The organism is Nocardia sp. NBC_00511 (genome assembly GCF_045161165.1).
Lineage (GTDB): Bacteria > Actinomycetota > Actinomycetes > Mycobacteriales > Mycobacteriaceae > Nocardia.
In genome coordinates this window covers 7,224,677-7,249,817 of sequence record NZ_CP107849.1, presented here as the reverse complement: position 1 = coordinate 7,249,817, position 25,141 = coordinate 7,224,677, and the positions used below count along the sequence as shown (strand labels likewise).

The following is a 25,141-nucleotide window of genomic DNA, read 5'->3' as shown; positions in this document are numbered from 1 at the left end:
GACTTTTCGCACCGAGGAGCGCGCGACGCCGACCGGTCAGCGACCCGTCGCGAGGTTGGTCCCGCCATTGGCGTCCAGCACCACGCCGGTGATGAAACCGTTGGTGGCCAGCATGTGGATGGCGCGGGCGATGTCCTCGGGACGGCCGACGCGACCCACCGGGGTGGTGGCGACGAGGCCCTCGAACAGCGCGGTGCGCTGCGCCTCGGGAACCCGGTCCCACCACGGGGTGTCGATGACGCCCGGCGAGACGGCGTTGATCCGCAGCGGTGCGAGTTCGACCGCCAGCGGCGGGATCATGGCGTCCAGCGCGCCGTTGATGGCGGCCAGGCCCGAGGTGCCCGGGAAGGCCGAGCGCGACGAACCCGCGGTCACCAGGGTGACCGAGCCTTGCGAATCCAGGTGCGGCAGTGCGGCTTTCAGGATGCGCACCTGCGGCCAGAACTTGCCGTCGAAGCCGGCGGCCAGATCCTCGAGCTTCAGGTCGACGAACGGGCCGCTGCCGGCGGAGCCGCTGACCGCGACGACCAGGTGGTCGATGGCGCCGACCTGCTCGAAGAAGGCGTCGATATCGGTCTGGCTGGTGGCGTCCAGCGCGTAGCCGGTGGACTCGCCGCCGATCCGGGCGAGCGCGGCGTCGATCTTGTCGCGACCGCGGCCGGTGATGACGACCTCGGCGCCGGTTGCCGCGAAAGCGGTGGCGGTGGCCTCGCCGATGCCCGAGCTGCCACCCATGACTACGACGCGCTGTGTTGTGCTCATTGTTCGAAGCCTCTCTGTCCTGTTCCGTCTATTCTGAAGGAACTGACAGTCTCGATAACGCGCGAAGCGAGACTTTTAGTCTCGACAAAGCGGTGAGGTGCGTCACAGAAGGACGGACACATGGAACCCAACGAAACCGAGCGCCCGCACACCGGCCGCCGCCGCAACGAGGCCACCCACCGGGCCATCCTCGACGCCGCCCTCCGGCTGCTCGCCGAATCCGCGGGCGCGCCCGTCACCATCGACGCCATCGCCCGCGCCGCCGGGGTCGGCAAGCAGACCGTCTACCGCTGGTGGCCGTCCAAGGGCGCGGTGCTCCTGGAGGCGCTCACCGACCGGTCCGCCCTCGAGGTGCCGCAGCCCGACTCCGGATCGCTGCGCACCGATCTGCGCGCGATCATCTCGTCGACTTTCGCAGGAGCGCAACACTCTTCGACCGCCTCCGCGCTGCGCACCCTGGTTCGCGAGGCGGCCCAGGATCCGCACCTCGCCGAACTGCTGCAGACCTTCACCGCCCAGCGCCGGGCCAGCGTGCGCGAGGTGCTCGAGCGCGGGCAACAGCGGGGCGAACTGCCCGCCGACGCCGATCTGGATCTCATGATCGATCAGTTCTACGGCGTGTTCTGGTACCGCTTCATCCTCGGACACGGCCCCCTGGACCGGGAGACCGCCGAACGCCTGGCCGACTCGATACTTCCCTGAGGATCCGCATACGAAAGGGCCCGCACCACCGAATGTGGTGCGGGCCCTTCGCGATTCGTTCGTCAGCCCTCGAGCTGGGTGCGCACACCCACCTCGATGCGCTTGCCGAGATCGGCGTCGACGCTCTTCCAGTAGTCGAACACCCGGCTCAGGATCGGCTCGCGCACGCCGCCCAGGATGTGGCCGACCACGTTGCCCACCAGGCGATCCCGCTGCGCGTCGTCCATCACCTCGCGGACCAGGGTGCCGGCCTGCGCGAAGTCGTTGTCCTCACGGTGCTGGATGTATCCGGCCCGGACCATGGTCGGGTCGAACGCCCAGGCGCCGTCGTCGGTGGCGCGCGCCGGATCGGCGTGCGGGCCGCCGAAGGAGTTGGGCGCGTACACCGGGATGCTGGCGGCGTTGTGCGAGTAGCGCATCGCGCCGTCCTGCGAGTACGAGTTCACCTGCGCGGCCTTGGCCCGGTTGGGCGGCAGCTGCTGGAAGTTGGCGCCGATCCGGTAGCGGTGCGCGTCGGAGTAGGCGAACACCCGGCCCAGCAGCATCTTGTCCGGCGAGAAGGCAATGCCCGGAACGACATTCGAGGGCTCGAAGGCGGCCTGCTCGATATCGACGAAGAAGTTCGCGGGGTTGCGGTTCAGGGTCCAGCGGCCGACCTCGATGAGCGGGTAGTCCTGCTGCGACCAGACCTTGGTCAGGTCGAACGGGTTGAAGCGGTAGTTGTCCGCCTCGGCGACCGGCATGATCTGCACCTTGAGGGTCCAGCTCGGGAAGTCGCCGCGCTCGATGGCGTTGTGCAGGTCGCGACGGTGGTAGTCGGCGTCCTTGCCCGCGAGGGTGTCGGCCTGATCCTGGGTCAGGGTCTGGATGCCCTGATCGGTCTTGAAGTGGTACTTCACCCAGAAGCGTTCGCCCGCTTCGTTGATCCACTGGTAGGTGTGCGAGCCGAAGCCGTCCATGTGGCGCAGGGTGGCCGGGATGCCGCGGTCGCCCATCAGCCAGGTCACCTGGTGCGCGGTCTCCGGACGCAGGGTCCAGAAGTCCCACTGCATGTTCGCGTCGCGAAGTCCGCTGCCCGGCAGGCGCTTCTGCGAGTGGATGAAGTCGGGGAACTTGATCGGGTCCTTGATGAAGAACACCGGGGTGTTGTTGCCGACGATGTCGTAGTTGCCCTCGGTGGTGTAGAACTTCACCGCGAAACCGCGCGGGTCGCGCCAGGTGTCGGGGCTGCCCTGCTCACCGGCCACGGTCGAGAACCGCACCAGCGACTCGGTCCGCGTGCCCGGCTGGAACAGCGCCGCCTTGGTGTAGCGACTCACGTCACCGGTGACCACCAGCTCACCGAACGCGCCCGTGCCCTTGGCGTGCACCACCCGCTCCGGCACCCGCTCCCGGTTGAAGTGGGCCAGCTTCTCGATCAGGTAGTGATCGTGCAGCAGGATCGGGCCCTGGGTGCCCGCGGTCAGCGACTCGTTGTCGCTGGGCACCGGCGCGCCGGTATTTGTGGTGGTGGGCTTGGTCATGCCCCGAGGGTGCCGAGTTTTCTGGAACTAGTCAAGAAAACTGACCACCGTCGCGGGTAAACAAAGGTATATACGGTCCGGCGGGGTGCGCGAGACGTTGCCCGGATCACAGGCGGGCGGGCGGAATAGATCCGGGTGGCGCCCGGTTGATCCCCATTGCCGGCGTCGGAACAGCCCCGGGCCGCACCCTTCGTCGCCACGAGCGACCACTCGCCGAGAGGCGCTTGTTGGGCGTCGGCGCTCACGTCGAAGCACCGTCGGGCACAGCGCCCGGCGGTGCTTCGCATTTCCGACCGAATTGTCGGAATTCTTCGGCGGGGTGCGCAGCGCACGGGCCTATTTGCATCCTCCCCAGTGTGTTTCGACGGCTCGCCGGGGTGGCGCGGTTAGCCTCTGGGCATGTTGCGCAAGCGCAGGGGGTCCGGCGCGTTCGCGGTGGTGACAGCATTTGCATTGGCGGCGGGGAGCGTCGTGTGCACCGGCGGATTCGCGTACGCGTCTCCCGGTGAATTGCGCTGCGGCGAGCCGACCGGCCGCCAATTCGAGCACGCCACACCGGAACAGGCCGGACTCGATTCCCAACTGCTGTCGGATGCCCTCGATTTCGGGCTCAGCCGAAACCGGTTGAACGTGCAGGTTTTCCGGCACAACTGCCTGATCGGGTCCGGGCCCATCAATGGATCCACCGACCGGATCCCGTGGAATGTCTGGAGTGTCACCAAGAGCGTCGTATCCCTGCTCGCCGGAATTGCCTGGGATCAAGGCAAACTCGATATCGACGCGCCCGTGGACCGCTATCTGCCGGTCGGCGTCGGCGATGCGCGGCACCGGGCGATCACGGTCCAGAATCTGCTGCAGGAGACCTCCGGACTACGGGTCGGCGCGGCCACCGAGGGCATTACCGGCATCATCCCGATCGACCCGTTCAGCGCGGTGCAGGCGCTCGGGGTGCCGTTCGACGACCCGCCGGGCAGCGCATTCCAATACAGCCAGCGCAACGTGGATCTGCTGTCGTACGTGATCGAATTGGCGGTCGGCGAACCGCTACAGCAATTCGCGCAGCGAGAGTTGTTCGGACCCATAGGAATTCGCCAGGGCGACTACTACTGGGCGCACGACCGGTCCGGGCACACCTACGGGTACGCGCACCTGCTGATCCCGCCGATCGACCTGTCGCGCCTGGGCATGCTGGCCGCCAACCACGGCGACTGGAACGGCCGGCAGATCGTGTCGCGCGCCTACCTGACCCGCGCCACCACCGCCTCGGCCACCAATTCCTGCTACGGCTATCTGTTCTGGCTCGGGCCGGGCTGCGCCGAGAACCCCGACTTCCTGCCCGCAGACCTGTATTCCATGTCCGGGTTCGGCCTACAGCACGTCTATGTGATCCCGAGCCTCGACCTGATGGTGGTGTGGACCGGCGTCTTCGGCGTGGAGTCCGACAAGGGACTCGGCGGTGTCCTGCAATACGGGCGCGAGCCCGCGCACGAGTTCTTCCGCAAGCTGCTGGCCGCCTTCCGCGACCACCCGATCCCGGATCCGGGCCCGTACGTGGAGGCCCCGCTCGCGGTCGACTACCGGTCCTACTTCGATCCGGACATCGCGCTGGCGGTGTTCGGCGTCGGCGCTGACGCCTACCCGGGCTGTACTGTGCTGTCCTGCCTGCAGTTTCCGCTGAACCTGCCGTTCACCGACGCACCACCCGGCTGTCTGGTGGTGGCATGCGTCGGACCCGATCCACGCACGCCCGGCATCCACTGACGCCGTCCGCCGCCGGTCCCCGAACCGGCGGCGGTGTCACGGGGTGACGGCGGCGCGACCGGCCAGTTCACGCAGCTCGTCGGCCGGTCTGCGACCGGCGAACTGCAGTAGATCGCGCACCACTTCCCGCGCGCGATGATCGCTGTGCACGAGTTCGGGCGTCAGCCGCTCGGCATTGAGCAAGGCGTCCAACGCTTCCTGCGCCTGTCGCCGCTGCGCGTGCGCCCGGGCCACATCGACCAGGAAACGCGCCTGCCGCTCCGGGGACAGCACCGAGGCGTCCACGGTGCGCGCGATATCGAGCGCCTCACCCGCGTCACCGAGTTCGACGGCCACCGCCACCGCGTGCGCGGCGACGCCGGTCGGACCGAATTCGGTGTCGAAATCGTTGCGGCCCTCGCCGAGCCGGTCGGCGGCGGCACGCGCCGCTGCCAGCCCACTGCGGGCCGCCGTGCGATTGCCGTCCGTCGCCGCGATCACCGCGAGCATCAGCTGCAGGGAACCGTAGAGCGACAACACTTCCGGACGCGGCTGCTCCGCCGCGACCTGTGCGGCCAAGGCCTGCACCGACACTCGCGCCGCCTGCTCGGCCTGTTCCAGCCGTTGCAGGCGCAGGAAAGCCTGTGCCATGCGGTAGGTTCCGGCCACCACGCTGAGCGCGTCACCGGATTCCTCGGCCGCGGACAAGGCTCGATCGGCCGCGATCCAGGCCGCGTCGACCTCCTCCTGCCGGGTGAACGCGGTCGCGGCCACCTGATACGCACGCGAGAGCAGCGTCAGCATTTCCGGACGCCGCGTCTGGGTGGATCGCACGGCGTGTTCGAGATCCGGAATCAGTTCCAGCAGTGTGCTGCCCACATCGACGAGCCGTGACTCGTGTGCCAGTTGCCAGGCGACGTCGACGCGTTGCCTCAGCTCCGGCAATTTCGGGGCCGACTCGCGATCGGCCTCGTCTCCGAATAGCTGTTCCAGTGCGGGATGTCCGGTGAGCAACAGTCGCAGTTGATCGAAAACCGCGGAGCCGGGCCGATGCCCGTCACCACGATCGGCGGCCATGGGTTCGGCCGCCTCGGGTCTCAGGTCGCGTACCGCCACTCCGAGCACATCCGCCAGTCTTTGCAGAACGGACAGTCGCTCAACAGGCAGTACATCTCGCTCGACCTGCGAGACCCAGCTTTCCGAGCGCCTGATAGCCGCGCCCAACTCTTTCTGCGATAGTCCCCGCCGCCGGCGCAACTCCGCTACCCGTGCCCCAAGGGTACTTTCGGCCACCGGGTCAAACTCCTTCTGCCTGATCGGCTTTCCCGGCCGTCACCGCCCGCTTGTTTCGCCGATTCCTGCCATGCCCTTCTCCTTCCCGATGGGATCTGTCGACAAGGATTCCAGACCGGGCGTGCTTACGGCGCACAGTATGGAACATGTATTTTTCTTATTGCACCGCAATTTTTCTGTGTTTAACGTTTGAAGGGGACCCGTCGAACCAATCGGACGACAAGAGGTGACCATGCCCGGCGAACTGTTCAGCTTCCTACTCGGTGCCGGAATCGGCGGCGCGGCAATGTGGTTCACGGCCTGCGCCGTCGCGGCCACCAGGTATTCCGGTACTGCCGCCGGTCCCACGGTGCAGAGTATCCGCGCCCGTCTCGAACGCGAGGGTAACCGGAACTCGGCCGTGATGAAAGGGCGAGCACCGACACATCGGGCGGACTCCAGATGACCGCACTGCCCGAAACCGAGGAAGTACATGTGCGCCTGCGTTTTCCAGGCGGAATGATCTTGGACTATCGCGCCGAACGCGCAATTGCCGAACGCCTCGCAGCGCATTTGCGCCCGCATCGCATAGAAGTCACCATCGACGGCCTGCCGACGGATCGACTACCGCCGTTACCGTGTGCCGAACTCTGGACAGATTGAAAACGGACCGTGCACTTTTGTTTGTGCACGGTCCGTTACATCAAGAACTGATCAGTTGTTCAGAAGAACTTCCGCGATCTGAATGGTGTTGAGCGCCGCACCCTTACGCAGGTTGTCACCGGAGATGAACAACGCGAGGCCGCGACCGTCCGGCACACCCGGATCCTGACGGATGCGACCGACCAGCGACTCGTCCGCACCGGCGGCGGCCAGCGGGGTCGGCACCGCGGTCAGCTTGACGCCCGGGGCCTTCGCCAGCAACTCCTCGGCACGCGCTACCGAAAGCGGTTGCGCGAACTCGGCATTGATCGACAGCGAGTGCCCGGTGAACACCGGCACGCGCACACAGGTGCCGCTCACCAGCAGGTCCGGCAGACCCAGGATCTTGCGGGACTCGTTGCGCAGCTTCTGATCCTCGTCGGTCTCGCCACTGCCGTCGTCGACCAGTGAGCCAGCCAGCGGGATCACGTCGAAGGCGATCGGGGCGACGTACTTGTTCGGCGCGGGGAACGTCACCGCCGAACCGTCGTGCACCAGCTTCTCGGCATCGCCGATCACCGCGCGCACCTGCGAGGCCAGCTCCTCGACGCCCGCCAGGCCGGAGCCCGAAACCGCCTGGTAGCTCGACACGATCAGCCGCCGCAGACCGGCCTCGTCGTGCAGCACCTTGAGCACCGGCATGGCGGCCATGGTGGTGCAGTTCGGGTTGGCGATGATGCCCTTGATCAGGTTGCGGGTCGCCTCCGGGTTCACCTCGGAGACCACCAGCGGCACCTCGGGATCCTTGCGCCAGGCCGAGGAATTGTCGATGACGGTGACCCCGGCCGCCGCGAAACGCGGCGCCTGCACGCGAGACATGGTGGCACCGGCCGAAAACAGCGCGATGTCCAGCCCGCTCGGATCCGCCAGCTCGGTGTCCTCGACCACGATGTCCTTGCCGCGGAACGGCAGCGTCTTACCGGCCGAGCGCGCGGACGCGAAGAATCGCACCTCGTCGGCCGGGAAGTCGCGCTCATCCAGCAGCTTTCGCATGACCGCGCCGACCTGACCGGTCGCGCCGACTACGCCGACCCGTACGCCCATGACTAGCGCCCCGTCCCGCCGTGCACCACGGCTACCTCGTCGCCGCCCAGCTCGAAGGCCTTGTGCAGCACCTGCACGGCCTCGTCCAGGTCGTTGTCCTTGACCAGCACCGAGATCCGGATCTCGGAGGTGGAGATGAGATCGATATTGATACCGGCCTCCGCGAGCGATTCGCAGAAGGTGGCGGTCACGCCCGGGTGCGACTTCATGCCCGCGCCGACCAGCGACACCTTGCCGATGTGATCGTCATAGGTCACCTGCGCGAAGCCGATATCGCCCTGCTGCTTGGTGAGCAGCTCGACGGCGCGCGGGCCCTCGAGCTTGGGCAGGGTGAAGGTGATGTCGGTCTTGCCGGTGTCGATCTTGGAGATGTTCTGCAGCACCATGTCGATATTGATGTCGGCATCGGCGACCGCGCGGAACACCTTGGCGGCGTAGCCCGGCTTGTCGGGAATGCCGACCACGGTCACCTTGGCCTCGCTGCGGTCGTGCGCGACGCCCGTGAGGATTGCTTGCTCCAACGGGATGTCCTCCATCGATCCGGTGATCAGGGTGCCGGTCTTGTCGGTGTACGACGAGCGCACATGGACCGGCACGTTGTAGCGGCGTGCGTACTCGACGCAGCGCAGCATCAGAACTTTCGAGCCGCAGGCGGCCATCTCCAGCATTTCCTCGTAGGAGACGGTGTCCAGCTTCTGGGCGTCGGAGACGATGCGCGGGTCGGCGCTGAAGACGCCGTCCACATCGGTGTAGATCTCGCAGACATCGGCATTGAGCGCGGCGGCCAGCGCGACGGCGGTGGTGTCGGAGCCGCCACGGCCCAGCGTGGTGACGTCCTTGCTGTCCTGGCTCACGCCCTGGAACCCGGCGACCAGCACGATGGTGCCCTCACCGAGCGCGGCCTGCACCCGGCCGGGCGCCACGTCGATGATCTTGGCGTTGCCGTGCGTGCCGGTGGTGATGACGCCGGCCTGCGAGCCGGTGAAGGAGCGGGCCTCCGCGCCGAGCGAGTGAATGGCCATGGCCACCAAGGCATTGGAGATGCGCTCACCGGAGGTGAGCAGCATGTCCATTTCGCGGGCGGGGGCGGCGGGCGCGACCTGCTGTGCCAGATCGAGCAATTCGTCGGTGGTGTCACCCATCGCGGAGCAGACCACGACCACGTCGTGGCCCTGCTTCTTGGTCTCGACAATGCGCTCGGCGACGCGGCGGATGCGCTCGGCGGTGGCGACCGAGGATCCTCCGTACTTCTGGACGACGAGAGCCACGGCGGAAATCCTCCAAGATCGACAAACTGCTGCTACCGACCTACGAGACTACCGGCCCAGGTCCACCGGATTGCGTCCTACCTCCCGCCCCGGCCTACCGGCCATCCGACAGCTAACCCTGCTCGGTCATCCGCACGCCCGGATCATGCTTGGCGACAAGGGCGTTGAACACCGGGCTGTACTTGGTGTTGTGGAAGGCCGCGATCGCCCACTCCCCGTCCTGGCGCACCATCACCATCACATTGACCTTGGTATTGAAGCGGTTGCGCCGCTTGCGGCCCTTCACCACCGCGCCGCGGCCGTGCACCACCGCCACATCCGGGGTGAGGAAGCGCAGGCCGGTGATCTCGCCGTCGAGGCGCGTGCCCTTCATGTACTTGGCGAACAGCGGTTCGTGCGACGCCTCGATGGCCGCGCGGCCCTTGGTGCGCGCGCCGAACCAGGTGACGTAGTCGGCGTCCACGGTGAACGCGGCGGCGTAGGCCGCGGCGTCGCCGTCCGCCCAGGCCTGGTTCACGCGGTCGAACAGGTCGCGGACCGCGGTTTCGTCGGTGCGGTGCTGGGTGGTCATGGCTTCCTCCGAAAGTATCTGCGCTACTCATCAATTGAGCCAGTAAGTAGTTGACTGAGTAAGATATTGCTCGGATCAGACTATGCTGTCAAGGGATGACCACAGAACGCGACCGCCTCGGTGCGGCCCTCACCTTCGCCGCCCAGCGCAGCGCCACCGACGCCGTGATGCTGCACGGGGCCATGGCCGACCGGCTCGGCCTGCACGTCACCGACCTGCGCTGTTTGAACCTGCTGCGGATCGGCGGCCCGGCCACCGCCGGGGAGCTCGCGCAGCGCACCGGCCTCACCACCGGGGCCATCACCCGGATGATCGATCGGCTGCTGTCCGGCGGTTTCGTGCGCCGCGAGCACGACGCCAAGGACCGACGCCGGGTCATCGTCACCGCCCTCGACGACCGGATCGACGAGATCGCGCCGCACTACGAGAACCTCGCGACGGAATTCGCCAAGATCGCCGACGACTACACCGATGAACAACTCGGACTGCTGGTCGAGATCTTCAACCGGCTGCACGAGACCTCCGTGCAGGTCACCGCCAAATTGCGCGAACGGGACTGAGCCACAGTCGGATCCGGCCCGGCCCGCAAGACACCACGACGGGCGGCCGGGTCGTGGAACGCGCCGTCACGGCCTTGTGACGAGCATCACCCGCGGCGAATAATCGCCGCATGCGAGCACACGTCGGAGACCATCTGATCATCCATGGGCGGAACGTCGGATTCCCCGATCACACCGCGGAAATCGTCGAAGTACACGGGGCGGAAGGCGAGCCGCCGTACGTCGTGCGGTTCACCGACGGGCGGACCAGCCTGATGTTCCCGGGGGCCGATTCGGTGGTCCGGCCCGGCTGAATCCGGCATTCGCGGATTACCTTGGGATGCAGTCGAATTCGTTATAAGAGACCGACTGTTCGGTAACAAGCGACTTGGGACGCAGTTGACTCTCGGAGCGACGCTGGTCACAATCGGTCCCCGAGTGGAGGGTAGATATGCGCACGAAAACTGACCATCGGTTCGTCATCGACCTCGATCCAGACCAGGTGATGGACGCGCTGCTGATGATCGAGCAGATGCCGGACTGGTCGCCCTCCCACCAGGATGTTCGCGTCGCCACCCGCGATGAATTCGGCCGTCCCAAGCGGGTCTACATCTCGGCCAGCCTGATGGGCCGACCCGATCGCCAGGTCGTGGAGTACACCTGCACCGACAACCGCATCGAATGGCAGGTCTCCGAGTCCAGCGCCGGAGCCGGCGGCAAGGGCTGGTTCGACCTCGGCGAAACCGAGGACGGGGCCACCGAGGTGTGGTACCACTCCGAGCTGTACCTGCCGATCCCCGCGCCCGGCATGATCCTCAAGCGCAGCGCCCGCCGCGAGGGCGAGGCGATGATCTCCAACTTCGTCGCCTTCGTCGAATCGGTCACCGGCCTCGAAGGATTGGGTGAGGCCGACGGCCTGCCCTACGCCGAGGAGACCGGCTACGAGCAGCCCGGTTACGCCCAGCGCATGGACTACGGCCGTGGTTTCGAACCGGGGTTCGGCACCGCCTAGCGCGCGATCCAGGTCACGCCGGTGGCGAACACTAGCGTCTGACACTGCCTTTCGCGGCCGTCATTGGGCAATATGTCCTGCATGCCGGAAGCGCAACGAACCCGCATGATGCCGGTCGCCGAGGACGCCTCGGTGACCCAGCTGGAACTGTTCTTCGACCTGGTGATCGTGTTCGCGTTCACCATGGTCACCGACTTCGCCGCGCACGAGACCACCGCGATCAACCTGCTGCGCGCGCTGTTGATCCTCACCCTGCTGTGGTGGATGTGGATCGGCTACTCGTGGCTGGGCAATGTGGTCAAGGCCGACGAGGGCATCATGCGCGTCGCCATGTTCATCGCCATGGGCGCGGCCTTCATCATCGCCCTCACCATCCCCGAGGCCTTCCACGATCTGCCCGGGGGCTGGTACGGCCCACTGGTTTTCGTCATCGCCTACCTGGTGGTGCGCTGCGTGCACCTGGCCGTGTTCTGGATGGCCAGCGCCCACGACGGGCAACTGCGGCGGCAGGTGATCCGCTGGGCGGGCGGCTCGATCAGCGTCGCGGGCGTGCTGCTGGTCGTCGGCGCGCTGACCACCGGCACCGCGCAGATCGTGCTGTGGTTCGCGGCGCTGGCCTGGGACATGCTGTGGACGCTGTTCGCGGGCAACGAGTGGCGGCTCAACTCGGCCTCGCACTTCGCCGAGCGGTACGGGCTGATCGTCATCATCGCGCTCGGCGAATCCATCGTCGAGATCGGCGTGGGTGTGGCCGGACTGCCCATCTCGTGGTCGATCACCGTCGGCTCCATGCTGGGTCTCGCGGTCGCGGGACTGCTGTGGTGGGCCTACTTCGACGTGGGCGCCCTGGTGGTGGAGCGCGCGCTGCACCAGGCGGCTGGCGCGCGGCAGATCCAGATCGCCCGCAACTGCTACACCTACTGGCACTTCCCGATGATCGCCGGAATCGTGGCCATGGCACTGGGATTGAAGAAGGTGCTCAACTACGTCGGTGGGGCGCAAGGACATTCGCTCAGTGACCAGCTGCACGGCATTCCGCTGTTCGCGCTCTACGGCGGTGTCGCGGTGTATCTGCTGGCGCAGGTCGGGTTCCGGCACTACGCGACCGGACTGGTGTTGGCCCCCCGGCTGGTGGCGGTGGTGGCCTTGCTCGCGCTGATCCCGGTGGCGAGCGTGCTGCCCGCACTGGGCGCGCTGGCCCTGCTGGTCGCGATTCTGGTGGCGCTGATCGGCTTCGAGGTGGTTCGGTACGCCCAGCCGCGCGATCAGATCCGGCACGGGCTGAGCTGAGGGTCAGAGCGGGTGGGGCCGATTGTCGATCGACTCGGCCACCCGCACGCCCTGATGCACGGCGTCGCGCATCTGATGCACGTTCTCGCGCAGCACATCCGCGACCAGTTCGTCGGTGCGCGGGTCGCCCAGCACCTGGAACACCACCCGGAAGCTGGCGTCGGCGATACCGCGAATGATGTCCTCGTGGAACGGGAGATAGCGCACCCGGCCCAGCTGCGGATCCGACCGGATGATCTCCAGGATCATCTGGTCGATCTCGAAGCGGTTCTCCTCCAGCGCGTTCGCGATATTGCGGGTGTACTGGCCGGTCCGCAACACCTCGGCGACCTCCTCCAGCACCGCCATGGTGACCGGCCGCTTCACCGCGTCCACGATCGCGCCGATCGACCGGCTCACGATGGCGGCGGTGATCCGGTCACCGAAGGCGCGGTCCGCGACGCGGCTGACCCGCACCGCGATCACCACGATGCGCAGTAGCCGGAAGCCGCGGAAGAACGGGCTGGTCACCGGGATCATGCCCAGTACCTCGTACCAGTAGATGAACGGGAACGTCCAACTCCAGCCCTCGCGCCGCCAGCGCCAGACGAATTCGGCGAGGAAGACCGCGCAGATGCTGACGTCGACGATCCGGATGACGTGGTACGTGTGCCCGGAGACGTGGAAGAACGTCACCCAGGTGACCAGTGCGACCGACATCACGGCCAGCGCGAGCATGGCGTAGTCCGTCCAGAGCGTTGGTGGCTTGTGTGGATACTCGTCGTCCACCTCCGGCGCGCCGAGCATGCTCACGACGTCCCCTTCCTCATCGAACGGTCTCGCCAGCGTAGTCGGCGCGAACAGCCGTTTCGAGGAATCCCGACCGGGCCGCCCCTACTGTTCCGCACCGCAACTTTCCGCGGTGTACGGCTTCTCCACCGGAAGAATTCCGCACCGCAAGTTTCTCCACAGGGCCTGTGGGAACTGTGGATAACGGTGCGGCACACCGTTATCCATCGTCCTGAAAAGCTATCTACCTGCGCGGATGATGTTTTCGATATTCCGCTCGGCAATGGCGGTGATGGTGAGCGACGGATTCACCGTGGCACTGCTGCCCGGTAGGCCCGCACCGTCCATGACGTAGAGCCCCGGATGGCCGATGACCCGGCCGTACCCGTCGGTGGCCTGCCCGAGCACCGCGCCGCCGAGCGGATGCGCGGTGAAGAAACCCTGTGCGTCGTAGCCGATCGGCGAATAGTCCACGATCGAACGATCCGCCGCCGCGATCCGGTGATCGACGGCCCGGCAGGCCGCGACCACATCGGCCTGCGCCGCACCCGGCCAGCTCAACCCGACACCGTTGCTGCCCCGGTCGTAGCCGAAGCGGGCCCGCGTCGGATCCAGCACGATGCCCAGCGAGGCGATGGCCCCGGTGTCCACCGGAATGCCGGGCACGTACCAGTTTTCGAGATGCAGCGGCATCCCGGACTCGTCGAGGACGCGGCTGGCGCTGGGGACGCCGCCGCCGGTCGAGGACAGCGAGCTGACGCTGCGGGCCAGCACCACATCACCGTTGGTGCCCCAGCCGTCGCCGACATGCTCGTTGAGGTTCGGCAGGGTGCCGGTGGCCTGGGCGCGCACCAGCAGCTCCGAGGTGCCGACCGAGCCCGCGCCCAGGAACAGGCGATCACAGGTGAGGGTCCGGGTGGCCAGCACCTGCCCGGCCGGGGCCAGCTTGGTCACGGTGACCACATACTTGCCGGTGGCGTCCTGGCCGATGGAGTCGACGCGGTGGCCCGGGAAGATGCCGGTGCGGCCGGTGCCCTCGGCGTAGCGCAGGTAGTTCTGGTTCAGATCGAACTTGGCGCCGTTGGAGTTTCCGAGATTGCTGCGCGACGCGGTGGCCGACGGGCGGCTGCCGCCGCTCAGTTCGGAGCGCACAACATCCCAGTTGAAGATCGAATCATTGGGCTGCGGTTGGTAACCCGCGGCCCGCACCTGCTGATCCCACAGCCGCGCATGGGTGAACGGCGCGGAGTCGTAGATGTCCTGCGGCATGGTGCTCAGTCGCAGCATGTCGCGGACCCGCGGGTAGTACACCGAATCCAGTTCGTCGTAGTTCACGACGCCCCGGAACACGGAGTCGAACAGGTGCTTCGGCGGCGCGACCATGGCGCCGGTGAACACGACCGAACCGCCGCCCACCGCCGCGGCCCGCCACACATCGATGCCCGGGTACTGGGTGACGTCCAGGACGCCACCGAAATCCGAGCACGGCATGGTCACCTTGGTGACGCCGGTGAAGCTGGTCCGATGCCAGAAGCCGCGACCGTCGGGCAGGTCGTCGCCGGTGAATATTTCCCGCCACGGGTCGTTGGGCCAGCGGGAACCGCGCTCCAGCACGGTGTTCTGCACGCCCGCCTCGGCCAGCCGCAGCGCGGTGACCGCCGCCCCGAACCCGGAGCCGATGACGATGGCCTCCGTGTGTTCCGGCGGATCGGGCAGCGGCGCAAAGATTTCCGGGACCCACGCTTGAAACAGCGCGTTCCACAGCGGATTGGCCGACGCGGGCCCGGCGCCGCGCAGTGCGGCACCCGATCCGACGCCCGCCATAAGGGCTGCCACTCCGGCAGCCTTGAGCACAGCACGTCTACGCAACCGGCCACCTCCCTCATCCACGCATGGCCGCGCGCGAGATTACCGGTCGGTCGGCATTGCCTCAACACCTTCGTCAACAAACCAGGTCGGGCAGGCGGATTCGTTGTGCGACATCACAGTGCCGGGTGGTTTGTCGGGCAGCACACAGTCCGAGCGACGGCACACCGCCCTGCGCGCGGACCGTGACGGCGCGAGGGCGGTGCGGGGTGGAAAGGTAGATATTCGGCTCAGGCGCGCAGGCGTTCCCGGCGCAGCTGATCGACCTCCGGAAGCCGCAGCGGCGGAAGCGAATCCACGCCGAGCGCGCGCGACAGCAGCAGGTCGGCCAGCTCCGGATTGCGGGCCAGCGCGGGACCGTGCATGTAGGTGCCCAGCACCGAACCCTGCGCCACGCCTTCCAGGCCGTCGCCGACGCCGTTGCCGACGCCCTTGGTGACCCGGGCGAGCGGGCGGGCGTCGCCGCCGAGTTTGGTTCCGCCCCGGTGGTTTTCGAAACCGGTGAGCGGCTGGGTGAGGCCGGCGATCAGCGGCTGGGTGGCCACCTCGCCGATGGCCCGCTTGTCCTGCGGGGAGGTGGTGACGTCGAAGAGGCCGACACCGTCGACCCGCTCGCCGGAGGACGTCTCGTACCAGTGGCCCAGCACCTGGATGGCCGCGCAGATGGCCAGCACCGGCGCACCCCGCCCGGCCGCCTCCTGCAAGCCCGGATAGCGCTGTAGGTGCCGGGTGGCCAGCCGCTGCGCCGAATCCTCCGCGCCGCCCAGCAGATACACGTCCAGCGAGTTCGGCACCGGATCGCTCAGTGAGATCTCCACGATCTCCGCGTCGTGGCCGCGCATGCGCAAACGCTGCCGCAGCACCACGGCATTGCCGCCGTCGCCGTAGGTGCCCATCACGTCGGGCAGCACCAGGCCGATGCGGATCGTCGACTCGGTCACGCGTGGGCCCCTGTCTTCTCGTCCAGATCGCGGTTCAGGTCGCGGAAGGCCGTGTAGTTGGCGAGTACCTCGACCCGTCCGGCCGGGCAGGATGCGATGGCGCGCAACGGATCCGCGATGGTGGTGTGTTCGACACCGGCGTAGGTGAGGCGCACCGCGAGGTCGGTGGCGCGTTCGCCCGCGGCCACCACCTGGGTGCCCTCGAAGTGTTCGAAGCGGACGTCCCACAGCCAGGAGAGGTCCTCGCCGTCGGGGACCTGGCCGTTGACCGCGATCACCAGACCTGTTGCGGCGGGGTCGATCATGGACAGGGCTTCCTGCCAGCCGGCCGGGTTCTTGGCCAGCAGCATGCGGGTGTTGCGGCCGCCCACCTCGACGGTGCGGTAGCGGCCCGCGATCTCGCGCACGGTGCCCGCGGCCGTGGCGGCCAGTGCCGGATCCGCGCCCAGGGCGACCGCGGCGGCGACCGCCTGGGCGGCGTTGCCGCGGTTGGCGCGGCCCGGAAGTGCAAGGGAGAGTGGGATTTCCAGGCCGTCGGGGCCGTGCAGGGCGTGCTCGTCGACACGCCACTGGGGCTCGGGGCGTTGGAAGTCCGCGCCGGTGCTGTACCAGTGGTCGCCCTCCCAGACGATCGGCTCGCCGCTGCGGGGGCAGCTGGTGGCGTCCATTGCCCAGCCGCCGCCTGCCGATACCCAGACCACGTTGGGGTGGTCGTAGGCGATCGAGGTGATCAGGACGTCGTCGCAGTTGGCGATGAGGATGGCGGCGGGGTGGCGGGCCATGCCCTCGCGGAGGCGGCGTTCGATCATGTTGATCTCGCCGACTCGGTCGAGTTGGTCGCGAGACAGGTTGAGCAGGACGACGACTGAGGGGTTGAGGGCGTCGGCTACGTGAGGGAGATGGAGTTCGTCGACTTCGATGGCGGCCAGTTGGGCGCGGTTCGCGGTCAGGGCGGCGACGATGCCGGCGTCCATGTTGGCGCCGTCGGCTTGGGTGGCTACCTCGCCGAGGGTTTGCAGGGCGGCGGCGGTCATGCGGGTGGTGGTGGATTTGCCGTTGGTGCCGGTGATCAGGACTGTGCGGCGGCCTCGGCCGAGTTGGGTCATGATCGTGGGGTCGATTTTGAGGGCGATCAGGCCGCCGATCATCGAGCCGTTGCCTCGGCCGGCTTGGCGGGATGCCCATGACGCTGTTGTCGCTGCCCGGAGGGCGAGCTGACCGCGCATCGATATGTCTGCCACGGGGGGAGTTTATGGGGATGGGTGGAGGTGTGCGCAGGCGGTATTGCTCCCAGGGACGTGAGCTGTGTTTATTTGCCCTTCGCTTCGCTCCGGGCGGGTTCGGGGCGCCTATGTCGCGTTCTTCCCTCCCTCCGCTCCACCGCTTCGCTCCCCCGCGTCAAGGCGGAGGTCTATCAAGCCGCAGTCCAGAACGCGACGCGCCCCGAACCTGAAGTGGGTGGATCAACTTCGGTAAAGAAGCTTCTCGTAGGTCTCTGCTGAGTAGTGGGATTCCAGTTGTTCGATGGTTTCGGGGGTGGCTGGCTGTACGGCCTTCACCAGGCAGGCTGTGCTGGGGAGGGTTTCGGGGGCTGGCCAGTGTTGGGGTTGCCAGAGGGCGCTGCGCATGAAGGCTTTGGCGCAGTGGAAGAAGATGGTGTCTATGTCTATTTCGATGGCGAGGATCGGGCGGTGGCCTTTGACTTGCATGTCGTCGAAGTAGGGGGCGTCTCGTAGTAGGCGGGCGCGGCCGTTGATGCGCAAGGTGTCTGCGCGGCCGGGGATTACGAAGAGGATGCCGACGTGGGGGTTGGCCAGGATGTTGAGGTAGCCGTCGGCGCGGCGGTTGCCGGGGCGTTCGGGGATGGCGATGGTTTTGTCGTTCAGGATTTTTACGAAACCTGGCGGGTCACCTTTGGGGGAGGCGTCGCAGTTGCCTTCGGCGTCGCTGGTGGCCAGGACTATGAAGGGGGAGTTCGCGATCCACTGGCGGTCTACCTCCAGTAGGGCGGGGCGCTCCTTGTTCTTGGGTCTCGGGGCGACCTCACCCAGTAGGGCGCGTAGGTCGGCGGGGGTGGTGATCTCGCTCATGGTTCGATTCAACGCGGGTGAGCGGGGCTTGCACCAGGGGTTTTCGTGCGGTGCATGGTGTACCCGGGCGTCGATTTCGTCTCGCCCGGGTATCGGATCGGGTGGGCTAGGTGTCGAACATGTTGGATTGGCCGGCGGCGAAACGCTGAATGTCGAGCTGCCGGAACGGTTCCAGGACCTCTGCGCGGTAGAGGGTGAACAGTTTGCAGCGGGGGGCGTCCGAATTGATCACGTCCAGCAGCTTGTTGACGGCGGTGCGGGCTGCCTCGGACGCACCCTCCATGGTGGCGAGGTCCACGTTGGTGCGTACGTAATCACCTGCCAGGAACAGGTTTTCGAGGGCGGGGCCGAACGACTCGGGGCGCAGGCCCCACGAGCCCGCGGTGTTGATCAGCAGGGGGTCGGCGTTGGTGTTGCGGGTGCCGTCCCAGCCGATGCCGGTGTCCAAGAACCAGGAGTGCAGGTCCTCGTCGCGCAGCAGGTCGGCGCGGTCGTTGAGGTGGGCCTTGAGCTGGGCCCAGACTTCGCGCGCGATCTCGTCGTGGGTGCAGTCCTTGGCTGTCTTGCCGTAGAGGATGCCGGGGGTGTTCCAGTCGGAGATGTCGACCGAGAGGCAGTCCTGGACGGTGCCGTCACCGAGGCCGGTAATCGGGGTGCGATTCCAGTACTGGCCCTGCGAGATCGAGGTCAGCGACCACGGCGAGTCCACGTACGCGGCGTGGCCGCGCGCGATATCGGTGGGGCGGCGCAGGAAGTACTGGATGCCGGTCATCCAGTCCACGGTGAGCTGGCTCATGCCCGCCAAATCCGGTCGCAGCGACAGGATTTCGGGTGTCCACAGGGTGCGCGCCACCTCGACGGGCAGGGCGCTGATGAAGTAGTCGGCGTCGACCGTCTGCGCGGCCCCGGACGAATCCACCACGCGCGCACCGGAAATCCGGCTGCCGTCGAGATCCAGGCCGCGTACCTCGGCGCTCACGAAGTGCACGCCGAGGTCGCGTAGTCGATTGGTCCACGGGTCGATCCAGGCCTCGTTGGTGGCACCGTTCAACAGCCGGTCCAGCGGGCCGTCGTTGTTCGACTCCAGCGGATTGCCGAGGAACTGCTCGCCCATGGTGCCGATGGTGAGGGTGCTGGCCAGGTTGTCCTTGGCCGCCACCAGCAGCGTGGTGAGGGTGCGCGACAACAGCATTCGGAATTCGTCGGAGCGGTGACCCGCGCCCACGTAGTCCTTCCACGGCACCTTGTCCCACTGCCCGAAACGCCGCGCGTCGCAGCTGGTGTTGAAGACCAGCAATCGATTCGCGAAGTAGAGCGCGTCGGCCTCCCCCATCTTGGTGGAGGTGGCGATGGCCGAGCCGACGGTCTCGCGGAAATCGTCGGGGGTGGACCAGATCCGGCCCGCCTTGCCCATCGGGATGATGGTGTCGTCGGCGCCCGCGCGCGAGAACCGCACCTCGGAGGCCGGGACCAGATTGTCCCACACACCGTTCGCGTTGCCCGCGAACGGAATTCGCCGCATGGTGTCGGGGATGTGGCGATAGAAGCCGGGGAAGAACCGGAAGCCGTGTTCACCCCACAGTTCCGGCCGCCCGTCCTTACCCGAACCCGGCACCGGGATGCTGCGCGCTTTACCGCCCAGCGCCCGCCGTTCGTACACGGTGACGTCGAATCCGCGCTCGGCGAGTTCGTGCGCCGCGGTCAAGCCCGCGACGCCGCCACCCAGGATCGCTACCCGTCGGCCCGCGCCGGCGCGCGCGGATTGCGGATGGACGGCCCCCGCCGTCACCGCTCCCGCCATCGCCCCGGCCGCGACCGCTCCACGCAGCACTGTCCGTCGTGTGACGGACACCCGCTGTCCTGCCATACCCGTTACCTCCCACGCCTGGTCCAGATCCTAGGGAGCTGTCGCAGACAGATGGTCGGTTGGGGTGGAAATTTTCATCCTGAATCCCCGAAAACCGGGCGAATGGCTATCAACCGGACGGCTAACCGGGCTGGACCTCGAGTTGGCGCGGCATCGGGGTGGCCGCAATCACCACCCGGCGGCGGCCCGCCGAGGTCGCGGTGAACGCGCCCGCGATCACCACCGCGGCACCGGCGAGCGCGAGTCCGGACGGTGTCTCGCCCAGGAACGCCCACGAGGCGGCGATCCCGACCACGGGCACCGCCAGCGAGAGCGGGGCGACCGTGCCCGCGGGGTACCGGCTCATCAGATAGGTCCACAGACCCGATCCGGCGATGGTGCCCAGCAGCACGATGTAGGCCAGCGCCAGCAGCGCGGGCCAGCCCGTCGCGGAAAACGCGGACGCCAGATCGTGCCAGCCGGTGGTCGGGCCCTCGGTGAGCGCGGACAGCGCGAACATCGGCAGCGGCGGCACCACCGCCATCCACAGGGTGAGGTGCAGCGGGTTCACCGGTGTACCGGTCCCCCGATCGGCCACCGCCAGCCGCGAACCGATATTGCCTGCGGCCCAACCCAATCCGCCCGCCAGGGTGAGCAGCAGCGGCAGCAGCGCGGCATGGTGCGCGCGATCCCAGCCGATGACGGCCATGCCCGTCATCGCCACCGCTATTCCGGCCAGCTGGATGCCGCGCAATCGCTCGCGCAGGAACACCGCGCCCAGCAGCACCGTGAAGGGCGCGGAGGATTGCAGCACCAGCGACGACAGCCCGGTCGGCATGCCCGCCCGCATGGCGCTGAACAGGAAGGCGAACTGCAGGATCCCGAAGCCGGTGCCGTAGAGCAGCAGCCACCGCCACGGCACCCGGGGGCGCGGGACGAACGCCAGCACCGGCACCGCGATCACCGCGAACCGCAGTCCCGCGAAGAAGAACGGCGGGAAGTGCTCGAGGCCGACGTGGATGGCCAGGAAGTTGAGTCCCCACAGCACCACCACGGTGAGTCCGAGCAGTCGATCGCGATTGGTCATGCAGGCAATGGTCCGGGGATCCATAGGTAAGAACAATCGAATAGTTCTGCAGCAACAATGTAGTAGAACTTAATCGTGTCCCAGGCTGATCCACCTCGCTCCGTCCCGCCGCCGCGCCGCATTCCGCGCACCGCGCCCGGCGATTCCCTGCCTGCGGCCGTGACCCCCGACGGGCCGCTGATGTCGCTGGAACGGCTGCGGGTGCTGCGCGAACTGGCCGATCGCGGAACGGTTGCCGCGGTGGCGCAGGCCCTGTCCATGACGCCCTCGGCGGTCTCGCAGCAACTCAAGGTGCTGGCCCGCGAGGCCGGGGTGGCGCTGCTGGAACCCGACGGCCGCCGGGTCCGGCTCACCGACGCGGGCCGCGCCCTGGTGGTGCGCGCCGACGAGGTGCTCGCGGCGATGGAACGCGCGGTAGGCGAGATGGCCGAATACCGCGGCTCACCGCGCGGCCGGGTCCGCGTCGCCCTGTTCCCCTCCGGCGCGGCCCTGCTGCTGCCGCACGTGCTCACCGAACTCGCCGGCAGCGGCGTCGAGGTGGTGGCCCGCGACGAGGACGTCCCCTCCAGCGAGGTTCCGCGTTTGCTGGCCGACTACGACGTGGTCCTCACCCACCGCGACGAACGCGCGCCGACGCTCTCCGGCCCCCGCGTCTCCGCCCGCGTCCTGATGCGCGAACCCATCGACGTGGTGGTCGCCCCCGATCACCGCCTGGCCCGCCAGGGCGCGGTGGTCCCCGCCGAACTCGCCGACGAGACCTGGATCAGCGTCCGCACCGGCTTCCCCGTCGACGACGTGCTGCGCTCGATCGCCACCGTCACCGGCGTCCAACCCCGAATCGCCCAGCGCCTCAACGAATTCAGCGTCATCGAGGCCCTGGTCGCCACCGGCTACGCCGTAGCCCTCATGCCCCGCCACGCCGTCCGCCACCCCGACCTGGTCATGCTCCGCCTGGCCGGCGTCCGCGCCGCCCGCGTCTACGACCTGGCCACCCGCCCGCACGCCGAGAAACGCCCCGCCGTCGCCATGGTCATCGCCGCCTTCCAGTCCGCCGCCCGCCGGGCCGGAACCGAAAAATAGGGCGACCCGGGATTCGGGTGTTGACTTGGAGCGCACTCCAAGTCATAGCGTTGCTGCCATGAGCATTCGACTCGGGTATCAGATGCCGAACTTCAGCTACGGAGTCGCGCCGCGGGAGCTGTTCCCCGCGGTCGTGGCGCAGGCGCGCGAGGCCGAGGCCACGGGGTTCGACGCGGCCTTCGTCATGGACCACTTCTACCAGCTGCCGCTGCTCGGCGCGCCCAGTGAACCCATGTTGGAGGCGTACACCACGCTCTCCGGTCTGGCCGCGGCCACCGAGCGAATCCAGTTGTCCGCCTTGGTGACCGGCAACACCTACCGCAATCCACCGCTGACCGCCAAGACCGTCACCACCCTGGACGTGGTCAGCCAGGGGCGGGCCGTGCTGGGCATCGGCGCGGGCTGGTTCGAGCTCGAGCACCAGGCCTACGGGTACGAATTCGGCACGTTCACCGAGCGATTCGAGAAGCTGGAGGAGGCATTGCAGATCATCACCCCGATGCTGCGCGGTCAGCACTCCACCTTCGACGGCAAGTGGTACCACACCAAGGACGCCATGAACGAGCCGCGCGTCCGCGACGACCTGCCGATCATGCTCGGCGGCGGTGGCGAGAAGAAGACCTTCGGGATGGCTGCCCGCTATGCCGACCACCTCAACATCATCTGCAACGCCACCGAGCTGCCCCGCAAGCTCGACGCCCTGCACGCCCGCTGCGACGAGGCCGGTCGCGACCCGAAGACCCTCGAGACCAGCTTCCTCGCCTTCGTCATCATCGACGAGGACGGCGACCGGGCTCGCAAGGTGCAGTCCGACATGTTCGCCTCGATGGGCCTCGGCGACCTGTCCAAGCTCTCCGCCGAAGAGCGCGCCCAGACTCCGGCCGACCGCCAATTCGTCGGCAGCCCCGACGAAGTCGCCGAGCAGATCAAAACCCGCGTCCTCGACCAGGGCATCGACGGCATCATCGTCAACCTGGTCACCAACGGCCACGAGCCGGGCACCGTGGAACTGGCAGGTAAGGCGCTGGCGCCGCTGGTCCACGCCTGAGCCGTGCCCACCGCACGACGATGCCCCGCGGCTTTCGCTGCGGGGCATCGTTTTTCGGTCTCTCGGCCGGTCGTCAGTGCTGCGGGTAGCCGCCCTGCTGAGGCGGGTATCCACCCTGCGGCGGACCACCGAGCGGTCCACCCTGCTGAGGTCCACCCTGCTGAGGTCCGCCGTGCTGCGGTCCGCCCTGCTGCTGCGGTCCCCCCTGCTGCTGCGGTCCCCCCTGCTGCTGCGGGAACTGCTGCTGCCCCGGGAACTGTTGCGCGGCATGGTAACCGAAGTCGTCGGCGACCATGGCGGCCAATTCCAGCAGCGCCCGACGGGTGGGCTTGCTGACCAGTTCCAGGTCGATCTCCGCACCCTCGGCGAGGTGATCGTCGAACGGGACGACCTGCACCGCGCGGGTGCGGTCCAGGAACAGCTTGCGCAGCTGATCCAGATCCACGGTCGAGGAACCCTTGCGAGAAGCGTTGACCACCACCACAGTTCGCTCCACCAGCTTGTGGTAGCCGTGGTGGTCGAGCCAGTCCAGGGTCGCCGAGGCGCTGCGCGCGCCGTCGATGGCCGGGGAGGTGACGAGCACCAGCGAGCTCGCCATATCCAGCACGCCGGACATGGCCGAGTGCATCAGGCCGGTGCCGCAGTCGGTGAGGATGATGTTGTAGAACTGCTGCAGGATGCCGATGGCCTTGCGGTAGTCGGCCTCCGAGAACGCCTCCGAAACCGCCGGATCCTGTTCGCTGGCAAGCACTTCCAGGCGGCTGGGCGCCTGCGAGGTGTGTGCGCGCACGTCGGAGTAGCGGCTGATGTGCCCGTCCTCCAACAGGTTTCGCACCGTCGACCGGGTCTGCCGGGGCACCCGGTGCGCCAGCGTGCCGAGGTCCGGGTTGGCGTCGATGGCGATCACCCGGTCACCGCGCAGCGAGGCGAAGGTGGAGCCCAGACCGACCGTGGTGGTGGTCTTTCCGACGCCGCCCTTGAGCGACAGGATGGCGATCCGATAGTCGCCGCGCACCGGCTGGTTCACCCGGTCCACCAGCTGCCGGTACACCACGTCCGCGGCGGACTCGCCCGGATTGATGGAGCCGCCGGACGCCTTGTGCACGGCGCGGCGCCACCCGCTGCGCGGCGCCCGGCGGGCCCGCTTCAACAGGTTGAGGTCGTTGACCGAGTGTCCGGGCGGCGGCTGCTGTCCGTATCCGGCCTGCTGGAAACCGCCCTGCTGCTGCGGGAATCCCGGCGGCGGTCCGCCGTTCCAGCCGGGCTGGAAGCCCTGCGGCTGCTGTTGCTGCGGCGGGGTGGCGGGCGGCGGGGACCAGCTGTAGATCGGCCCGCCCGGCTGATCGCCGGACGGCGCGTACTGTCCCGGCTGCCCGGGGCCGCCGAAATGTCCTTGTTCTCCGGTGTTTTCGGGTCCTCCCGGCGGAGCCTGGTCGGGGAACACCCGCCGGACCATGCCGTCGCTGCCGATCTCCTGCCGGATCTCGCCGTACGGGGTCTGGTCGCGGATCTCCCCGTACGGTGCGCCCAGCGACTGCGGCACACCGTGATTCGGCGGCGGCGCGAACTGGCCCGCATCCGGGGCCGGGAAGGCGCCGGTGGGTGGGAAGCCCGGCTGTCCGGGTGCGCCGAAGGCCGGACCGTAGGGCCCGGGGCCACCGGGCGCGAAGGGCGGCTGCCCCTCCGGGCCACCGGGGTACGGACCCTCCGAACCGGGACCGTAGGGCCCGGGCGCGAACTGACCGTTGGGCGGCGCGAAGGGATCCGGTGCGTGCAGCACGGTCTGCTCCATCGAATCCGGCACCGGCGGAAAGAAACCCGCCGCTTCCTCGGACTCGTTCGCCTCGGGCTTTCCGTCGGCCTTCACCGCGTCCCCGCCCTCGCCGGCCGCAACTTTCACAGCGTCGTCGATGTCCCCCGCGCCCTTGGCAGGCTTCGAGGTCGAATTCTGATCGTTCGTAGTCACGTGTCCCCCATCTGCCCGACCATT

The 25,141-nt window shown here is 67.8% G+C and carries 22 protein-coding genes and 1 pseudogene; 9 read left to right on the top strand and 14 right to left on the bottom strand.

Features of this window, described 5'->3' with window-relative positions; translation table 11 throughout:
* Nucleotides 1-36: 36 nt before the first annotated feature.
* A complete protein-coding gene (locus tag OG300_RS33650) occupies nucleotides 37-762 on the bottom strand; it encodes an SDR family oxidoreductase (RefSeq protein ID WP_405488011.1) in 726 nt (241 codons plus the stop codon).
* A 120-nt stretch (nucleotides 763-882) separates the two neighbouring features.
* Between OG300_RS33650 and OG300_RS33645 the strand changes: the two genes are divergently transcribed.
* Nucleotides 883-1,464, top strand: a complete 582-nt coding sequence (locus tag OG300_RS33645) for a TetR/AcrR family transcriptional regulator (RefSeq protein WP_405488009.1) — start codon at nucleotides 883-885, stop codon at nucleotides 1,462-1,464.
* A gap of 62 nt (nucleotides 1,465-1,526) precedes the next feature.
* On the opposite strand, the gene OG300_RS33640 is transcribed toward OG300_RS33645, so the two are convergent.
* A complete protein-coding gene (locus tag OG300_RS33640) occupies nucleotides 1,527-2,987 on the bottom strand; it encodes a catalase (protein WP_405488007.1) in 1,461 nt (486 codons plus the stop codon).
* 399 nt (nucleotides 2,988-3,386) lie between these two features.
* Between OG300_RS33640 and OG300_RS33635 the strand changes: the two genes are divergently transcribed.
* Nucleotides 3,387-4,748 (top strand): serine hydrolase domain-containing protein, encoded by a 1,362-nt coding sequence (locus OG300_RS33635; RefSeq protein ID WP_405488005.1) that lies wholly within the window; start codon nucleotides 3,387-3,389, stop codon nucleotides 4,746-4,748.
* A gap of 36 nt (nucleotides 4,749-4,784) precedes the next feature.
* Here OG300_RS33635 and OG300_RS33630 read toward each other — a convergent pair whose 3' ends face one another.
* Nucleotides 4,785-6,020 carry a helix-turn-helix domain-containing protein gene (locus OG300_RS33630; RefSeq protein ID WP_405488003.1) on the bottom strand — a complete coding sequence of 412 codons (1,236 nt, stop codon included), beginning with the start codon at nucleotides 6,018-6,020 and terminating at the stop codon, nucleotides 4,785-4,787.
* A 441-nt stretch (nucleotides 6,021-6,461) separates the two neighbouring features.
* Between OG300_RS33630 and OG300_RS33625 the strand changes: the two genes are divergently transcribed.
* Complete coding sequence (locus tag OG300_RS33625) at nucleotides 6,462-6,662, top strand: hypothetical protein (RefSeq protein WP_405488001.1); 201 nt, start codon at nucleotides 6,462-6,464, stop codon at nucleotides 6,660-6,662.
* A gap of 51 nt (nucleotides 6,663-6,713) precedes the next feature.
* On the opposite strand, the gene OG300_RS33620 is transcribed toward OG300_RS33625, so the two are convergent.
* The 3 genes from OG300_RS33620 to OG300_RS33610 all read right to left on the bottom strand — a co-directional run bounded on the left by OG300_RS33620 (nucleotide 6,714) and on the right by OG300_RS33610 (nucleotide 9,584).
* A complete protein-coding gene (locus OG300_RS33620; RefSeq protein WP_405487999.1) occupies nucleotides 6,714-7,745 on the bottom strand; it encodes an aspartate-semialdehyde dehydrogenase in 1,032 nt (343 codons plus the stop codon).
* A gap of 2 nt (nucleotides 7,746-7,747) precedes the next feature.
* Nucleotides 7,748-9,013: an aspartate kinase gene (locus OG300_RS33615; RefSeq protein WP_405487997.1), complete on the bottom strand. Its 1,266-nt coding sequence runs from the start codon at nucleotides 9,011-9,013 to the stop codon at nucleotides 7,748-7,750.
* A gap of 112 nt (nucleotides 9,014-9,125) precedes the next feature.
* Entirely contained in the window at nucleotides 9,126-9,584 is a 459-nt protein-coding gene (locus tag OG300_RS33610) for an SgcJ/EcaC family oxidoreductase (protein ID WP_405487995.1), read from the bottom strand.
* 95 nt (nucleotides 9,585-9,679) lie between these two features.
* Here OG300_RS33610 and OG300_RS33605 point away from each other — a divergent pair, with 95 nt between their 5' ends.
* The 4 genes from OG300_RS33605 to OG300_RS33590 all read left to right on the top strand — a co-directional run bounded on the left by OG300_RS33605 (nucleotide 9,680) and on the right by OG300_RS33590 (nucleotide 12,425).
* Entirely contained in the window at nucleotides 9,680-10,144 is a 465-nt protein-coding gene (locus tag OG300_RS33605; protein WP_405487993.1) for a MarR family winged helix-turn-helix transcriptional regulator, read from the top strand.
* Between the two features lie 110 nt (nucleotides 10,145-10,254).
* On the top strand, nucleotides 10,255-10,437 hold the full coding sequence (locus tag OG300_RS33600; RefSeq protein ID WP_405487991.1) for a DUF1918 domain-containing protein: 183 nt from the start codon (nucleotides 10,255-10,257) through the stop codon (nucleotides 10,435-10,437).
* Between the two features lie 137 nt (nucleotides 10,438-10,574).
* Complete coding sequence (locus tag OG300_RS33595) at nucleotides 10,575-11,135, top strand: SRPBCC family protein (RefSeq protein WP_405487989.1); 561 nt, start codon at nucleotides 10,575-10,577, stop codon at nucleotides 11,133-11,135.
* 81 nt (nucleotides 11,136-11,216) lie between these two features.
* Complete coding sequence (locus OG300_RS33590) at nucleotides 11,217-12,425, top strand: low temperature requirement protein A (RefSeq protein WP_405487987.1); 1,209 nt, start codon at nucleotides 11,217-11,219, stop codon at nucleotides 12,423-12,425.
* A gap of 3 nt (nucleotides 12,426-12,428) precedes the next feature.
* Here the strand turns inward: OG300_RS33590 and OG300_RS33585 are convergent, their stop codons facing one another.
* From OG300_RS33585 to OG300_RS33555, 7 genes are all read right to left on the bottom strand, one after another.
* Nucleotides 12,429-13,211, bottom strand: a complete 783-nt coding sequence (locus tag OG300_RS33585; protein WP_405498782.1) for an ion transporter — start codon at nucleotides 13,209-13,211, stop codon at nucleotides 12,429-12,431.
* Nucleotides 13,212-13,433: 222 nt separating this feature from the next.
* On the bottom strand, nucleotides 13,434-15,062 hold the full coding sequence (locus OG300_RS33580) for a GMC oxidoreductase (RefSeq protein ID WP_405487985.1): 1,629 nt from the start codon (nucleotides 15,060-15,062) through the stop codon (nucleotides 13,434-13,436).
* 227 nt (nucleotides 15,063-15,289) lie between these two features.
* A complete protein-coding gene (locus tag OG300_RS33575) occupies nucleotides 15,290-16,000 on the bottom strand; it encodes a type 1 glutamine amidotransferase (RefSeq protein WP_405487983.1) in 711 nt (236 codons plus the stop codon).
* Entirely contained in the window at nucleotides 15,997-17,226 is a 1,230-nt protein-coding gene (locus tag OG300_RS33570) for a MurT ligase domain-containing protein (RefSeq protein WP_405498781.1), read from the bottom strand. The genes OG300_RS33575 and OG300_RS33570 overlap by 4 nt, the downstream gene beginning before the upstream one ends.
* A 237-nt stretch (nucleotides 17,227-17,463) precedes the next feature.
* Nucleotides 17,464-18,090 carry a pyridoxamine 5'-phosphate oxidase family protein gene (locus tag OG300_RS33565; RefSeq protein WP_405487981.1) on the bottom strand — a complete coding sequence of 209 codons (627 nt, stop codon included), beginning with the start codon at nucleotides 18,088-18,090 and terminating at the stop codon, nucleotides 17,464-17,466.
* 106 nt (nucleotides 18,091-18,196) lie between these two features.
* On the bottom strand, nucleotides 18,197-19,891 hold the full coding sequence (locus OG300_RS33560; RefSeq protein ID WP_405498780.1) for an FAD-dependent oxidoreductase: 1,695 nt from the start codon (nucleotides 19,889-19,891) through the stop codon (nucleotides 18,197-18,199).
* A 187-nt stretch (nucleotides 19,892-20,078) separates the two neighbouring features.
* Nucleotides 20,079-21,023, bottom strand: coding sequence for an EamA family transporter (locus tag OG300_RS33555; RefSeq protein WP_405487979.1), 945 nt, complete (start codon nucleotides 21,021-21,023; stop codon nucleotides 20,079-20,081).
* 180 nt (nucleotides 21,024-21,203) lie between these two features.
* Here OG300_RS33555 and OG300_RS33550 point away from each other — a divergent pair, with 180 nt between their 5' ends.
* Complete coding sequence (locus OG300_RS33550) at nucleotides 21,204-22,103, top strand: LysR family transcriptional regulator (protein ID WP_405498779.1); 900 nt, start codon at nucleotides 21,204-21,206, stop codon at nucleotides 22,101-22,103.
* Nucleotides 22,104-22,161: 58 nt separating this feature from the next.
* Nucleotides 22,162-23,151, top strand: coding sequence for an LLM class F420-dependent oxidoreductase (locus OG300_RS33545; RefSeq protein ID WP_405487977.1), 990 nt, complete (start codon nucleotides 22,162-22,164; stop codon nucleotides 23,149-23,151).
* 277 nt (nucleotides 23,152-23,428) lie between these two features.
* Here OG300_RS33545 and OG300_RS33540 read toward each other — a convergent pair.
* Nucleotides 23,429-25,117: pseudogene (locus OG300_RS33540) on the bottom strand (AAA family ATPase); the annotation flags it as partial.
* Between the last annotated feature and the right edge of the window lie 24 nt (nucleotides 25,118-25,141).